Origin of the sequence: Flavihumibacter sp. UBA7668 (genome assembly GCF_002483205.1) — a bacterium.
Lineage (GTDB): Bacteria > Bacteroidota > Bacteroidia > Chitinophagales > Chitinophagaceae > Flavihumibacter.
The window spans coordinates 801,500-815,507 of sequence record NZ_DLHM01000005.1 but is presented as its reverse complement, the minus strand read 5'-3'; the positions used below and the strand labels follow the sequence as shown (position 1 = coordinate 815,507).

The 14,008-nt window shown below is 44.5% G+C and carries 14 protein-coding genes; 2 read left to right on the top strand and 12 right to left on the bottom strand.

The annotated features are described in order from the left end of the window. Window positions 1–31 precede the first annotated feature (31 nt). From B2746_RS15575 to B2746_RS15555, 5 genes are all read right to left on the bottom strand, one after another. Window positions 32–1,990 (bottom strand): protein-disulfide reductase DsbD family protein, encoded by a 1,959-nt coding sequence (locus tag B2746_RS15575; protein ID WP_290795735.1) that lies wholly within the window; start codon window positions 1,988–1,990, stop codon window positions 32–34. A 76-nt stretch (window positions 1,991–2,066) separates the two neighbouring features. Beyond that, window positions 2,067–2,519: a protein-disulfide reductase DsbD domain-containing protein gene (locus B2746_RS15570; RefSeq protein WP_290795732.1), complete on the bottom strand. Its 453-nt coding sequence runs from the start codon at window positions 2,517–2,519 to the stop codon at window positions 2,067–2,069. A gap of 129 nt (window positions 2,520–2,648) precedes the next feature. Then, window positions 2,649–3,326 carry a phosphoribosylformylglycinamidine synthase subunit PurQ gene (gene purQ, locus B2746_RS15565; RefSeq protein ID WP_290795730.1) on the bottom strand — a complete coding sequence of 226 codons (678 nt, stop codon included), beginning with the start codon at window positions 3,324–3,326 and terminating at the stop codon, window positions 2,649–2,651. Between the two features lie 10 nt (window positions 3,327–3,336). Next, the gene (locus tag B2746_RS15560) at window positions 3,337–4,326 is read right to left on the bottom strand and encodes a hypothetical protein (protein WP_290795728.1); all 990 of its coding nucleotides are present in this window, start codon (window positions 4,324–4,326) and stop codon (window positions 3,337–3,339) included. Between the two features lie 14 nt (window positions 4,327–4,340). Next, window positions 4,341–5,879, bottom strand: coding sequence for a hypothetical protein (locus B2746_RS15555; RefSeq protein ID WP_290795726.1), 1,539 nt, complete (start codon window positions 5,877–5,879; stop codon window positions 4,341–4,343). 196 nt (window positions 5,880–6,075) lie between these two features. Between B2746_RS15555 and B2746_RS15550 the strand changes: the two genes are divergently transcribed. Together B2746_RS15550 and B2746_RS15545 are read left to right on the top strand one after the other, a co-directional pair. After that, a complete protein-coding gene (locus B2746_RS15550) occupies window positions 6,076–8,061 on the top strand; it encodes a KUP/HAK/KT family potassium transporter (protein ID WP_290795724.1) in 1,986 nt (661 codons plus the stop codon). A 220-nt stretch (window positions 8,062–8,281) separates the two neighbouring features. Beyond that, the gene (locus tag B2746_RS15545; RefSeq protein ID WP_290795722.1) at window positions 8,282–9,064 is read left to right on the top strand and encodes an alpha/beta hydrolase; all 783 of its coding nucleotides are present in this window, start codon (window positions 8,282–8,284) and stop codon (window positions 9,062–9,064) included. Here B2746_RS15545 and B2746_RS15540 read toward each other — a convergent pair. The 7 genes from B2746_RS15540 to B2746_RS15510 all read right to left on the bottom strand — a co-directional run bounded on the left by B2746_RS15540 (window position 9,061) and on the right by B2746_RS15510 (window position 13,938). Beyond that, window positions 9,061–9,432 (bottom strand): DUF3703 domain-containing protein, encoded by a 372-nt coding sequence (locus tag B2746_RS15540; protein WP_290795720.1) that lies wholly within the window; start codon window positions 9,430–9,432, stop codon window positions 9,061–9,063. The two genes, B2746_RS15545 and B2746_RS15540, sit on opposite strands and share 4 nt — an antisense overlap. Before the next feature lie 5 nt (window positions 9,433–9,437). Continuing rightward, window positions 9,438–10,631, bottom strand: coding sequence for a helix-turn-helix domain-containing protein (locus tag B2746_RS15535; protein ID WP_290795717.1), 1,194 nt, complete (start codon window positions 10,629–10,631; stop codon window positions 9,438–9,440). Beyond that, window positions 10,628–10,780 (bottom strand): hypothetical protein, encoded by a 153-nt coding sequence (locus B2746_RS15530; RefSeq protein ID WP_290795715.1) that lies wholly within the window; start codon window positions 10,778–10,780, stop codon window positions 10,628–10,630. Before B2746_RS15530 ends, B2746_RS15535 begins: the two co-directional genes overlap by 4 nt. 116 nt (window positions 10,781–10,896) lie before the next feature. Then, window positions 10,897–11,691: a helix-turn-helix domain-containing protein gene (locus B2746_RS15525; protein WP_290795713.1), complete on the bottom strand. Its 795-nt coding sequence runs from the start codon at window positions 11,689–11,691 to the stop codon at window positions 10,897–10,899. 309 nt (window positions 11,692–12,000) lie between these two features. After that, the gene (locus B2746_RS15520) at window positions 12,001–12,612 is read right to left on the bottom strand and encodes a hypothetical protein (protein WP_290795711.1); all 612 of its coding nucleotides are present in this window, start codon (window positions 12,610–12,612) and stop codon (window positions 12,001–12,003) included. Further along, window positions 12,599–13,090, bottom strand: a complete 492-nt coding sequence (locus B2746_RS15515; protein ID WP_290795709.1) for an RNA polymerase sigma factor — start codon at window positions 13,088–13,090, stop codon at window positions 12,599–12,601. Before B2746_RS15515 ends, B2746_RS15520 begins: the two co-directional genes overlap by 14 nt. After that, window positions 13,090–13,938, bottom strand: a complete 849-nt coding sequence (locus B2746_RS15510) for an alpha/beta fold hydrolase (protein ID WP_290795705.1) — start codon at window positions 13,936–13,938, stop codon at window positions 13,090–13,092. Before B2746_RS15510 ends, B2746_RS15515 begins: the two co-directional genes overlap by 1 nt. Window positions 13,939–14,008 lie beyond the last annotated feature (70 nt).

Here is a 14,008-nt window from a genome sequence, read left to right as displayed (position 1 = left end):
GCCGTCTCTCCGGAGGCGGCCTTTTAAGTTTTTATTGTTTGCTGAAGGCGTCCAATCCGCATTGCAGCCAATCTGCATATTCTTTGGAATCGGGGGTATAACCCACCGGCTGACTCATCAGTTTTTCATCCGGAGAAAGCACCACATACCAGGGTTGTGAGGCATTCTTGAAATTCTCTGTCTGGAAGGTGACGAATTTATCTCCGATGGTTTTGATTTCTTTCTTAACGCCTTTCTCATTTGTGTAGATGAACTGTTCCTTATCCGGCAATGCTTTCCGGTCATCCACATAAAGCGATACCAGGATATATTTTTCCATCAGTGCTTTTACATCGGCATCGGGCCAAACATTTTCTTCCATGCGTCGGCAATTGACACAGGCCCATCCGGTAAAATCGATCAGCAATGGTTTGTTCAATTGTTTGGATAAAGCCAGGGCTTTTTCATAATCGTTTACGATAATGGTTTCTTCGTGTTTGTAAACGCTATAGGTAAGTGGTGGTGGAAATCCGCTTAAGAGTTTCAGGTTGGCATAGGGAGTGTTGGTGAGTCCGGGTATTAGGTAGAGGGTGAAAACCGCAAACAGGAAACCAAATAGCTTTCTGGTGGTGCCGAGTTTCTTAACCGGACCCTCATGCGAAAACCGAAGTAAGCCAAACAGATAGAGCGTGGTGAGCACACCGATGATGATCCAGATACCAAAGAAGACTTCTCTTTTCAGGATGCCCCAATGCATTACGAGATCGGCATTGCTCAGGAATTTGATGGCGAGGGCCAGTTCCACAAAACCCAGTACGATTTTAACTGTGGTAAGCCATCCCCCTGATTTAGGGATAGCGTTCAGCCAGTTCGGGAAAAGGGCAAATAAGGCGAAGGGCAGGGCGAGAGCGAGACCAAATCCGCCCATACCAACCGTAAGCTGCATGGCTCCGCCATTGGTGGACAGTGAACCTGCCAGGAGTGATCCGAGGATTGGTCCGGTACAGCTGAAAGAAACCAGGGCAAGGGTCAGGGCCATGAAAAATATACCGATGCCGCCGCCAACGCCGGATTTGGAATCGATGGTATTGGACAAACTGCTGGGCAGCGTGATTTCAAAGAGTCCGAAAAAGGAAAGGGCGAAGACTACGAAAATCACGAAGAAGAGCAGGTTGAGCCAGACATTGGTGGAGATATTATTTAAGATTTCGGGGTTGATGCTGTCCAGAAAATGGAAGGGAATGGAGAGCAGGATATAAATCAGGAAGATAAAAAACCCGTAGAGCAGGGCGTTTCCGACACCTTTTCTGCGATCCTGTGATTTTTTGGTAAAAAAGGAAACGGTGAGCGGGATCATCGGGAATACGCAGGGAGTAAACAGGGCGATTAATCCGCCGAGGAAACCCAGGATAAAAATATTGAGGAGTCCGCTTTCGCTTGCGGTGGCCACACCTGAGCCTCCGCAATCGGCGGCGGGCTGATCCAGCTGGATGGCGGATCGTTTGATCTGGTTTTGGGTTCCTTCGGTGGCTTTAAGTGTGGATAGGGCCAGTTGTCCATTGGCCTGCACTTCGAACCGAAAGGGGACTTCTTCGGGCCCGATGATTTCTTCCCCTTTTAACGCCATGAACAGGATGGATCCTTTGATTAGCTGAATACCATCGAGCCTGTTTAACGGGATTTTTATTTCGAGTTCCTTTTCGAAATAGGGGATTCGGGCGTTTTCGAACAGGGGTTCGGGTTGGTTTTGGAGGGCCCCGATTTCGATGGGCTGGCCCATTTTGGAGAGCCAGGCAGAATCGGCAACGATACGGGTATTGGGTTGATCGTCGGTGGCGGTGAGGGAATAGAGTTTCCAGCCGGGAGCGATACTGGCTTTGAGTATGAGCTCGGAGCCGCTGGGGGAACTGACGCTGCTAAAGGTCCATTGCACCGGGGATTGGGTTTCCTGTGAAAACAGGGTTAACTGCAGCAGAAGGGTACTGAGCAACAGGCAAAAACGATTAAACATAACCGACCAGGGTTTGGGAGTGAAAAAAGAAACGAGTTCGGTTGGAACTCGTTCAGACTATGGGTATTGGCGGGAATTAACCGCCTAATGCTACTTTAAAATTGACAGTGGAAGGAGGCAGACATTCTTTATCGTTGCAAACCATGAATTCTACTTTACCTGCCAGGGTTGGTTTTGCTTTGCCTTTCACTTTCACGACCTGAACAAAATCCACTTTTTTCTCGTAGTACCGAACTTCGGATCCGAAGGCTTCTTCGTAGATTTTTTTCATTTTACCCACTTCTTTCACTTTGCCATCGAAGCTGATGAGGGGGTTTTTGGTAAAATCGAAGGTGGTGGATACGGGGCCATCGCCACCGTCCTGCGCATACATATGAAAATTTCCACCGATGTCGGCGGTGATGCGTACTTCGTAGGTATTATCTGAAATCTTTTTGGATTCGAAGGTCCAGCGAACCTGTTTTTCACTTTGTGCGAAGGTGGCTGTAGCCAGCACCATAACCAACAAGGAGAGTAACATTTTTTTCATGGTACAAAATTGAATGAAAAATTTCAAATGTTATGTTAACCAAGTCACACAAGAAGCCAAAAACGTCAGATATATGTTAGAACGATGTTAGAGAGGTGTCAGATATATGTCAGAACATTTGTCTGACACCTATACCAACACCTGTCTGACACTTAATAGAGATTCGATCACGAGGCGGCCATCGGTATTGCCGAGGGCAAGGGAGGTGGCGCGTTCGGGGTGCGGCATCATACCGAATACATTCCCCGATGCATTCCGGATACCCGCAATATTGCGGAGCGCTCCATTGGGATTGGCTGCAGCCGTCAGCTCACCGCCCGCATCGCAATAGCGGTAAATCACCTGGTTATTGGCTTCCAGCTGATCAAGGGTTGCTTCATCGGCGAAATAACGGCCTTCACCATGCGCAATGGGAATTTTCAGGGCCTGATCGGACCCCGCTCCTTTTATAAATACATTTTTACAGATAAACTGCTGATTGGCATTTCGCAATAATACACCGGGTAAGAGGTGCGCCTCGCAAAGAATCTGGAAGCCATTACAAACTCCCAGCACTTTACCCCCGCGGTTGGCAAATTCAATTACACTCTGCATCATCGGGCTGAAACGGGCCACTGCACCACAACGCAGGTAATCGCCATAGGAAAATCCACCGGGCAGAACAATGCAATCCTCGGTTGAAAAGGCCGACAGGTCGCGGTCTTTGTGCCAAAGCATGATCACTTCCTGTCCGAGGTCATTTTGCAGAGCATCCTGCATATCGCGATCGCAATTGGAACCGGGGAAAACAACTACACCAAACTTCATGTAAGTGGATTTAAAGCGCAAAACTAAGATAATTCGCCGCCACAACAAAGGCAAAGAGGATCCAGTGTAAAACCAGGGGAAACAATTTGCGCTCAGGATAATAAAAAGCAGCGGCATGAAAACAGGCAATCGGGATTACACTCAGCATCCAGTGCTGGTAATTTTCACCCGGATTCACCAATATAACAATGAGTCCGACCAGCATAATCACCAGTAACAGACTCCAGATTTTGCGCACCTGGATCAGCATTTTATTCAGGTTATCCTGCACAAAATAGGCACCTACCAGAAAAGGCACCACCAATAATAACATCCCGCCGGTAGTCCAGAGTGATGCCGGCAATTTGGGCAGGTGAAACTGGATGGAAGGCAGCAATTCCTCCGGTTTCCAGTTATCCGTCAGGTACATCACGACCATCAAAAAATAAAAAGGCGCCAGAAAACCGATCAGTGCCACCACGAACTCTCCTATCCGAAGCGGTCGGGTTATAAAAATGCCCAGTACCACCATCACCACAAATCCAATGGAAGGCGTATACAGCAGTGGCAGCACCCCCACCAGCAGGCAGGTATTAAAAATCGCCCCCATGGCCCGGGTATTATTGTACCACCTGACCATTCCGTACCAGATCCAGATCAGGCAGAAATTAACCAGCAGGGTGCTGGAAAACTGGTTCCATTCGGGCAACAGGGAACTTACGAGCAAAAAGGACATCCCAAACAGGTAATTGGGTTTGGGCAACAGTTTTACATTATTGGCAATCCGGTTGAGCAGGCTTGCCTGTACATACAGTAGCAAAAAAGCCAGTAGTGCATAAAAATACCCCTGCTTCCCAAAAACGGGCGCAAGGGTATTCAGTAATAACCGATAGAGATAATTATCATCCTCCTGCCGCAAAGGAGCGGCGGAATGCAGGAATATGGGAAATTTCAGAATCAGGGCATAAATAAGCAAAACGAATGCATTCCCTGGATTCTTTTGCCGGAAAACTCCTATCACTATGGCATGGTTTATTAAAAGTCAACCCTGGCGAAGCACAGGTAATTCCTGTACAAACAGGGTATGATAATCTGCCTCGCACTTACCTGCTTCGCGAATCTTGGCATGAAATCGTACCCTTTATCCAGGTTTTTCAATGTCGGATATCGTGTTATTTTACCCGCCGGGTCAAGGCTTTGGTCAGTTAAAACGAATGTCCGCCTTTCGAAAGTATTAAAAAGAAAGTGTACTTCTCCACCTGTATTCATATTTCCGTAAGAAATCATGTTATCGCTTTCGTCATCAAACTGATTTTTGGTGATCACATTGCTCCATTCGACGTTATCGTTCGGACCAAAAGACAGCACCAGTACATTCTCCGCAAAATAGCGGTTCTGCATATTGTTATTCCAGCCATAGCGGTTCCAGGGCATGCCATAGGGAGAGTATATCGGCGACCAGTACCCGTAATTCATGGGGCTCATCCACGGATTGCCAAAGCCCATATAATCCCATCGATTAAAACTATTATTCCGCGATGTCGTATAAAGCGATTCACTCACAATTACAAACCCTCCGTCTTTCCGCGTGAAAATATTTTTAATAAAGAAATCGTTGAAAGCGGATTTTTTATTGGCATCGGTGCCCTTGGCCATCACCCGTAACTCATCATTAAATACCATGGCCGTATCCATCACTTTGGTATGGGCGCCTTTATCCCATTTTACCAGGTATAGCCCCTCCATATTACCCCTTTTCTGCCGGGAGAAGAAGGAAGCCATCAGGATCCGGTTATTGTTATTATCGATTTTCAGCAGGAGATTATCCAGAATCATTTTACCGATTTCCACCTTGCGGATACTGAAACCCAGTGAATCGGGGTGTTTGACCAGCATGGAAACCCCGGCAATAAAATCGGAATTATTGCCTGCCCGGATAAATTTCGCCACCACCAGTTCGCCGGCATTACTTAAATGAAAATCAGAAAAATAATCCCCTTTTTCGTCCATGGCCACTTCACTGAAATTGCGGGTAATCAGTTTCAGATCGGCATCATAAAGAAAGGAGGTGATGAAGAACCGGCGTGGATTGCTGCTGTTCACTTTAAACAGCATGAGTTTTTGTTTGTCATCGCTGTTTACAACCGTGTAAATCTTGTTGCTGGAAGAATAGCCGATTTCCGTAGTATCCAGGGTGATGGGGTTAGCCAGGGGTTTTCCGCCTGCCCCGATAGCTACATAATCACAATACACAATTCGCTTTTTCTGGTACTGATAGAAAAACAGGACCTTATCCGGATACGTGATATAATCCACATTGATAATGCGCTCTGGCATAAAATCCATACTAACCTGCTGCTTCAGCTTCATCTCCTCATCATAGATGGAAATCGCATGCTCCGAACGGTTATTCTTATAGATCAGCACATCGCCATCAATCTTTCCCAGGATTTCAAAGGAGGTGCGGCGGGTATCCTCCTTTTCCGGTTCGGTATATACTATCCGCGGGGCCTGGGCGTTTACTCCTATGAAGGCAAACAAAAAAAAGCCGACAATAACAAGCTTGAGTTTCATTTCGTACGCTTTAGTTAAAGGTAATATCCAATGCATATAATTAGGAGACAATTTTACACATCAGTCGGTTGTTTATGTTCACAACATAAACATAAGGTATGAATATTTTAACTATACCTTTGCAAGACAGCCGGAATAAAACCCGGCTTATTCTGAATACCAGTTGGGGTAAAAACCCCGGCGCAATAGTCCAACTGTGGGAAAAAATTTAGACAAAGTCTCCCTTGGAGGCCTGCTAATCGCCTTAGGAATTATTTACGGTGACATCGGTACTTCTCCTCTTTACGTATTTAATGCGATCATATCCGGACGGGAAATAACCGATGACCTGATCCTTGGCTCCTTATCCTGTATCATCTGGACCCTCACCCTGGTTACCACGGTAAAATATGTGTGGCTGGTGCTGCGTGCCGATAACCGGGGAGAAGGGGGAACCTTTGCCCTTTATGCCCTGGTACGCAGACGAAAAAAATGGCTGGTATTGCCGGCCATGATCGGCGGCGCTTCGCTGATGGCGGATGGAATCATCACCCCTCCCATGACCATCACCTCCTCCATTGAGGGTTTGCGCGAATTACCGGTTTTCCATGAATTACAGACATCCACCATCGTCTATATTGTACTGGCCATCATATCGGCCTTTTTCTTTATGCAGCAGTTTGGGACTGCATCCATTGGTAAGCTATTTGGTCCCATTATGCTGATCTGGTTCACGATGCTGGGTATTCTCGGACTGATGCATATCACAGATGATATCACCATACTAAAAGCGGTCAATCCTTATTATGCTGTAAATTTCCTGACCAACTACCCCAAAGCCATCTGGCTGCTGGGTGCAGTTTTCCTTTGTACCACGGGGGCGGAAGCATTGTACAGCGATCTGGGTCACTGTGGCCGCGACAATATCCGAACCTCCTGGATCTATGTAAAACTTTGTCTGCTTCTGAATTATTTTGGTCAGGGTGCTTTTCTGCTTGCCAATCGTACAGGCATCACCGTTACACCGGCTGTTAAAGCGGAATTAGGGATCAATGCTTTTTATGACCTGATGCCGCAATGGTTTATTATACCGGGTGTAATCATAGCCACCACGGCGGCCATCATCGCCAGTCAGGCTATGATTTCAGGCGCCTACACACTGATCAGTGAGGCTATGCGACTCAATCTCTGGCCGAGACTGAAAATCCGGTATCCCTCGGAAGAAAAAGGACAGTTATTTATTCCCGGTATCAATACCATGATGTTTGTGGGTTGTGTGGGTATTGTACTTTATTTCCGGGAATCTTCCCGAATGGAAGCCGCTTACGGATTGGCGATTATTGTAACGCTGATTACCACCACCATTCTTTTCTCCAATTATATGGTGGCAAAACGCATTCCCTCTGTTTTGATTTATCTCTTTCTGATCAGCTTCCTCATAATCGAGATCACCTTCCTTGCTGCTCTGCTGGAAAAATTCACGCATGGGGGTTATATTACCCTGATCATTGGATTGGGCATGTTCATCATCATGTATGTTTCCTATCGCAGCAGGAAGATTAAAAACCGCTACGTGGAATTTGTGCGATTGGAACATTATGTACCCATGATCCAGGAACTGAGTAATGATAAAACGGTACCGAAACATGCAACCCACCTGGTTTATATGACCAGTGCGAATAATCCAAAGGAGATTGAACATAAAATCATTTATTCCATACTGAATAAAAAACCAAAGCGGGCTGATATCTATTGGTTTGTGCATGTGGATACCCTGGATGATCCGTATACCTGCGAATATGTAGTGGATCATATCATCCCGAATGATATTATCCGCGTGGAATTCAGGTTGGGTTTCCGGATGGAACCCAAGATCAACCTGCTGTTCAGAAAAGTGGTGGAAGAACTGGTGAACAATAAAGAAGTAAATATTTACAGCCGGTATGAGAGTCTGGAGCGCAACAATGTGGTGGGCGATTTCCAGTTTATTGTGATGGAGAAATACCTGAGTCAGGATAATGAACTGCCTTTCCTGGAGCGGATCATCATGAAAATTTATTTCTGGTTGAAAGAAACCAGTCTTTCAGAAGAACGGGGCTTCGGACTCGATCCCTCCAATGTGGTGGTAGAAAAATTCCCCTTGATTGTGGCACCGGTAACGAGCATTAGACTCAAGAGAGTGTATCATGAGGAGGAAGAGTGAAGGAGGTGAAGGAGGTGAATAGGTGAAGGAGGTGAATAAGTGAAGGAGGCTCGGGTGAGTGGAGGATATAATTTGTTCAATGAATCTCAATAAAAGTAATTAACAACAACCTCATTCACCTATTCACTTATTCACTTATTCACCTCCTTCACTTATTCACCTTATTCACCTTATTCACCTTATTCACCTTATTCACCTTATTCACCATTGACCATTCTCCATGCTCCTCCTCTACATCATCTCCTCTCTCCTTCTCCTCAGTATTCTGGGTTATTTTCTGCAGGAGAAATTCATCTTTAAGCCGGAGAAACTGGCGGCGGATTTTGAATTCAAATACGATAGTCCGTTTCGTGAATTGTTTTTTCATCCGGAGCCGGGGGTAAGTATCAATGGATTACATTTTTACCGGGATCAGCCAAATGGACTGGTTTTATACCTGCATGGGAACAGCAGAAGCATCAAGGGCTGGGCGAAATATGCGCGGGATTTTTATCGCTACAATTACGATGTTGTACTAATTGATTATCGGGGCTTTGGGAAAAGCACAGGTAAACGAAGCGAAAAACAATTGTTGGCAGATATCCAATTCGTTTATAAAGAATTAACCAATCAGTATCCGGAGCATCACATGATTGTTTATGGCCGGAGCATCGGGAGCGGATTTGCAACAAAATTGGCGTCGGATAACCGTCCGCGTTATCTTATACTGGATGCGCCCTATTATAGTTTCAAGAAAGTAGTGGAACGATTTCTTCCCATATTACCTGTTTCGCTTGTGTTGAGGTATCATCTTCGCACTGACAAATGGATCCGTCATGTCAATTGTCATACCTATATTATTCACGGCACGAAGGATTGGCTGATCCCCATTAAACACAGTGAGAAATTGCAGGGGATTAATCCATCCAAAATTACTCTGATCAGAATCCCCGGTGGCGGCCACAATAACCTGCCCTCTTATTCCGAATACCATGCATTTATGCGTGATATTTTGAAGTATTAACGACTCCGGTAGGGCCTTAGTAAATTTTCAAGGTCTTCCGGCAGTTCCATTTTCTTCAATGGGGGCACATCGGAACCGCCAGTATTGCCGGTAGGGACTTTCCCTACAAAGGACTTTACGCCGCCAAAAATGAGTCGCAGCAGTTGACCAAGAATTTCTTTTCTGCTTTTTATACTGATACCAAATTTGAGCATCAGCCAATGAACATGATTGTGCTGCACCAACCAGGGCTGGCCAAGGATATGAGCACGTTCCAACTGTCGCCAGGCCTGCGGCAAATTTCCTTTTTCCATTTCCTGCTGATACGAGTCCAACTCATGCCGGTAATGAACTTGTAAACCGGATGGCATGTTCCAATAAAATTTCATCGTTTCTAATTAAATGTGATGCTATTATTTATTGCTGACTTATGAATTTGGAGACATTCCGCGGAGCAAAAATAATGTTCATCAGAAGGATGTTTAACGGCTGTTTCCTTATTTAATATCAGCATGTGGCAAACAGGATCAACATAAATAGAGGAATGGAGCTCTGAAGACAACTCAATTATATTCTTTTCTTCTGTGAAATTTTTGAAGCTGTGTTTCCCTAATGGGGTTAAGCTAAGCTGTACTTTATCCTGCAGCGCATCTACAAATTCCCCTGAACACCAAAAAGTTCCGGGGCTTGCTTTTTTGGCGATTCGGGAAGTAAGATTAATGGCTGATCCAAAATAACTATTGTTTCGTTGAACTACTTCACCATAATGAAGACCTCCGTGAACACGTAGAAAATTATTCACCTTTGAGGTTTTTTTAATAATTAAGTCAGCAGTAGCTAATAAATGATCAGGGGAATTTGAAACTATCATTACTTCGTCACCTACCCGTTCTACTAATCTGCTGTCACCAATCAAACAATCCTGAACAATTTCTACATACTTATCAATAAGATCGGCTGCAGAAATAGCTCCATGTGTTTCTGTAAGAGCAGAATAACCAGACAAATCTGCCATCAAAATAGCAATTGTTTGTGTTTGATTGATTTCATTACCAGCTGCTTTGTATTGGGAGGGTGTTAGTCCGGTAAATTTTTTGAATTGCGCAGACAAATGATGTACGCTGCTAAAGCCGGTTTCATAAGAAATTTCGCTTAATGTAAGCTGATCATGAGCAATCAGTTCTTTAACTTTTTCCATTCGCTGAAGAATATAATATCGTTCGATAGTTATTTCTTCTTCTTTTGAAAAAAGATCACTAAGATACCCGAAATCGTAGGACAAACGGGACGAAATGAAGCCGGATAGCTTATATTGGCGGGCATCGATTCCCAGCGCAATATAATCCCGAACTGCCTGTTTGACGCCTTCAATCAGGAGGCTCACCCGGCTTTCTATAAGATCAAGTCCCACACTGCGAAGACGTTCCACCAACCCACGCTCATAGGAAGGCATCAGTTTTTGGGCAACACTGATTTTACCAAGGGCCAGTTTTGCTTCAATCTGTAACGATGACAGGATGTTTTTCACGATAACAATACATCGTTCGCAAACCATGTTTTTTACGTGATAGGTATAAGCTCCATTCATAACAATTGTTTTACTACAATTGCCAAAATGGTTGCCAGTCGCAGTCCCATCAGTAAGAGCAGGACGCTAAGGAGCCGCCATTCAAGAGGAAGGCGAATAAAAGATTCTGATTGCGTTCTTTTTTGTAAGGAGAGAAGAAATTGTTTCATACCTGTTTTTTTGCTGGAACAAAGGAACGATATGCAACCAGCATACACTTGAACGAAACGGCTATCGGCTTGAATAAACTGGCTATTCTTTATTTTTCAGACCACTTGAAACTGATTTATATGTCCTGAAAGAAGGCAAATTGATAGAACGGCCTGATGGCGGCATAAGAAGAAGGCTGTGCACCGAATAGTTGCAAAAAACTGCGGGAGAAATGGGCAGGATCGGAGAAGCCCGCTTCATAGGCGGCTTCCTTGGCTGACATGCCGCTGATAAATGCTTCTGCAGCAACTGCTGTACGCTGCCATAACACATATTGCCTCAATGGCGCCCCTATTTGCTCTTTAAATAAATGCAGAAAGCGGGGTTCAGAAAGATGCACTTCAGCGGCTAAAGCAGCTGCAGAAATAGTATCGCGAATATTTTGTCTTATGGAACGTATTGCCAGAACGATTCGATTGTCGAGCGGAAGCAGAAAGGTTTCTTCGCCAATCAGATGGTCGTAAACCGCATCAGTAAGGGCATGAAAAACGGAAGAATCGGGAAGCAGCTGCCGGCGGGTGATTTGCAGCGCATCCAATACAGGTCGAATTTCATCTGCTTTAAAATATTTTAGTGGTTGGCCTTTCAACACTTTATTCTTGACGCAGTTTCCTTTTCGTGCATCTGGTATGATGCAGGTTGTTACCTGCCATCCGGTAAAATCTTTTACACCATGAGCAATATTGCCATCAATTAACACTCCCTCTGTTTGTTGCCAGCCATCAGAATCAGTCCATACCGAAAATGGCGACCCATCCAGCGAACAGGTAAATTGCATCACAGCATGTTGGTGCACATCTGCCACCAGGTGCGGCGACACCACCATCATGCGGGTGGGACTCATATAGAGCGAAGCTTTGTGGGATTGCATATTTATTTATCTACACGCTATAAAGTTATACTATAGAATTTAAAGTTTTTTCCGCTTTTCAGGGAATTATGTACATCAATCCCTACAGGGTGTAACGGCAGCTCCTGTTTGCCGATGTAGTTTTGCAATATCAATTCAAACAAAAAAATAAAACAATGAAAAATTCAAACAAATGCATTTGCGGCACATCATTCAACTCTATCATTTGCACCTGCGGCGACACCTGCATAGGCAGTTCCTGCACTTGTGGTTGCGGCTGCGGTTGCTAACAACTAACCAGGAGGAGCGAAATACCTGCTCCTCCTTTTCTCATTCCTTCCCGGCAAATTGCTGCTCCACCTGTTTCAATTCATCAATGATTGACTGCATACGGCGCGTCTCTTTTTTGATACTTCTTTTACCCAGGTAAAAATAGGCAAAGAGTACCCAGGCGATAGTTAGCACCACTATAATAAGGGAAGGCAGAAAGGGGCGGTCACTTAATATTTCAATATAGTAGATCCCTAATGAAATGCTGAGCAGAATCGTAAAAACCGGTCCCTGAAAAGTCAATTGTTTTTTACGGATTTCATAATAGTTTTCCCATTGACGAAGGTGTTCAGCAGGTGTAAGGCCATCATCAATTGATTTGATCTTTTTATGGGTATAAAACATGAATCCGGCCTGGATTAAACAGAGCAGCACAATCATGCCCATAGATAAATGGGTATACCAGAATTTGAAACCAAAATTTCCAAAAAATATCATCCAGCTAATAAAGCCGGCAACATAAACCTGGCTCAATGCACCAATCAACTGTGAATTTTTCAGCACTCTTTTATTTCGTTTGGACGTGCTGCTCAGTTGCTGGGGCCTTGTTACCGGCCGGGCCTTTTCCGGCTCTTCCTGCCAGAGTTTTTTCAACGCATCAAAGTCTTGCATAACTGTTATAGATTTCAGTTAATTGTTTTTTTATCCGATGAATCTTTACCCGCAAATTATTGACCGTCAAACCAAGAATAGTTGCAATTTCATCATAAGGCTTATCATCCAGTACCATTCCAATAATCAAACGGTCTGCTTCAGCCAGCTTGCTGATACAGGTATACAACAACTGAATTTCCTGCTCTTTGGCACTTTTCTCTTCCGGCATGGCACCTAAAAAATCGGCATCCAGATCAACCGTAATCAGTTTCTTTTTTCTCAGATAAGTAAGGCAGGTATTTACGGCTATCCGGTAAATCCAGGTACTCCAGGCGGCATCCTGCCTGAATTTTTGCATATTGTTCCAAACAGAAAAAAATACTTCCTGTAACAGATCTTCAGCCTGATTCCGGTCGCCTGTATATCCCATGCACAACTTTAATATGCCAGGCGAATACGACTCATAGAGCTCAGTAAAAACTTGTTTCTGGTTCATTATTTCAGGAAAGCAGTTAATTCTATCAGGAACCAATCTGGCTGATCATACATAATGAAATGTTTGCTGTCTGCCACTTTGATTTCAGCCTGCGTCAGCTTTTCAAATTGCTGCCTCAACCAAAGTACGCTGTTTTCTTTTGTAACATAAATACTTCCCAATACCAAAACCGGTTGTTTAATATGGGCAATTGCGTTTCGAAGATCAGTTGTTGACATTTCGATCAGGGTTGTTGCCAGGGTAAGCCGGTCACTTTTATATTGCCAGATGGCGATCTGACGGGCTCTTGAACTGTCCTGCACCTGCCAACGCATAGCTTTAGCTGTTTGATCAACAAAACCGCTGTCCGGCAGATTTTTAAAATTGGCGATAACCATCGCCGGATTAAAAGCCGGATTGTTTTTAATTGAATCAACTGTTATTTGAGGTTTTCCAAGAGAAGAGACAAAAGGAACACCATCCACACAAACGATTTTCCCGAATAGCTGCGGTGCTTCACTGGCCACCCATAAGCTCATAAAAGCACCCAGACTATGGCCAACCAGCCTCGGTTTATGGAGTTTCTTACTCTTTACATAGTTAATAATTTCCTGCTTTACTGTTTTTAGAACAGGGGAATCAATAGCTGGTTGTCCTGCAAAACCAGCCAGCGTCAATACATGGCATTCATAGTTCCTTTGGAGCTGGGAAACGGTTTCTTTCCAAACCTCCCCACTGCAACTATAGCCTGGAATAAATAGTACTGCGGGGCCTCTGCCGCTAACTTCCACTTTAAACGCTTTCTTTTCCTGCGCTCCTACTGCAAATCCCAGCAGCAGTAACAAACAAGCAATTCCCGGTTTTTTCATTTTTTCTCTTTTTTGTGTATGTTCAGTTCTTAGATTCCCCAACTCACTTATAATTACAGAAATTCCCAAG

Excerpts from the sequence above, each read along its gene's own strand:
- B2746_RS15575 (WP_290795735.1), bottom strand. The coding sequence starts at position 1,990 with ATGTTTAATCGTTTTTGCCTGTTGCTCAGTACCCTTCTGCTGCAGTTA.
- B2746_RS15570 (WP_290795732.1), bottom strand. The coding sequence starts at position 2,519 with ATGAAAAAAATGTTACTCTCCTTGTTGGTTATGGTGCTGGCTACAGCC.
- purQ (WP_290795730.1), bottom strand. The coding sequence starts at position 3,326 with ATGAAGTTTGGTGTAGTTGTTTTCCCCGGTTCCAATTGCGATCGCGAT.
- B2746_RS15555 (WP_290795726.1), bottom strand. The coding sequence starts at position 5,879 with ATGAAACTCAAGCTTGTTATTGTCGGCTTTTTTTTGTTTGCCTTCATA.
- B2746_RS15545 (WP_290795722.1), top strand. The coding sequence starts at position 8,282 with ATGCTCCTCCTCTACATCATCTCCTCTCTCCTTCTCCTCAGTATTCTG.
- B2746_RS15540 (WP_290795720.1), bottom strand. The coding sequence starts at position 9,432 with ATGAAATTTTATTGGAACATGCCATCCGGTTTACAAGTTCATTACCGG.
- B2746_RS15535 (WP_290795717.1), bottom strand. The coding sequence starts at position 10,631 with ATGAATGGAGCTTATACCTATCACGTAAAAAACATGGTTTGCGAACGA.
- B2746_RS15530 (WP_290795715.1), bottom strand. The coding sequence starts at position 10,780 with ATGAAACAATTTCTTCTCTCCTTACAAAAAAGAACGCAATCAGAATCT.
- B2746_RS15525 (WP_290795713.1), bottom strand. The coding sequence starts at position 11,691 with ATGCAATCCCACAAAGCTTCGCTCTATATGAGTCCCACCCGCATGATG.
- B2746_RS15520 (WP_290795711.1), bottom strand. The coding sequence starts at position 12,612 with ATGCAAGACTTTGATGCGTTGAAAAAACTCTGGCAGGAAGAGCCGGAA.
- B2746_RS15515 (WP_290795709.1), bottom strand. The coding sequence starts at position 13,090 with ATGAACCAGAAACAAGTTTTTACTGAGCTCTATGAGTCGTATTCGCCT.
- B2746_RS15510 (WP_290795705.1), bottom strand. The coding sequence starts at position 13,938 with ATGAAAAAACCGGGAATTGCTTGTTTGTTACTGCTGCTGGGATTTGCA.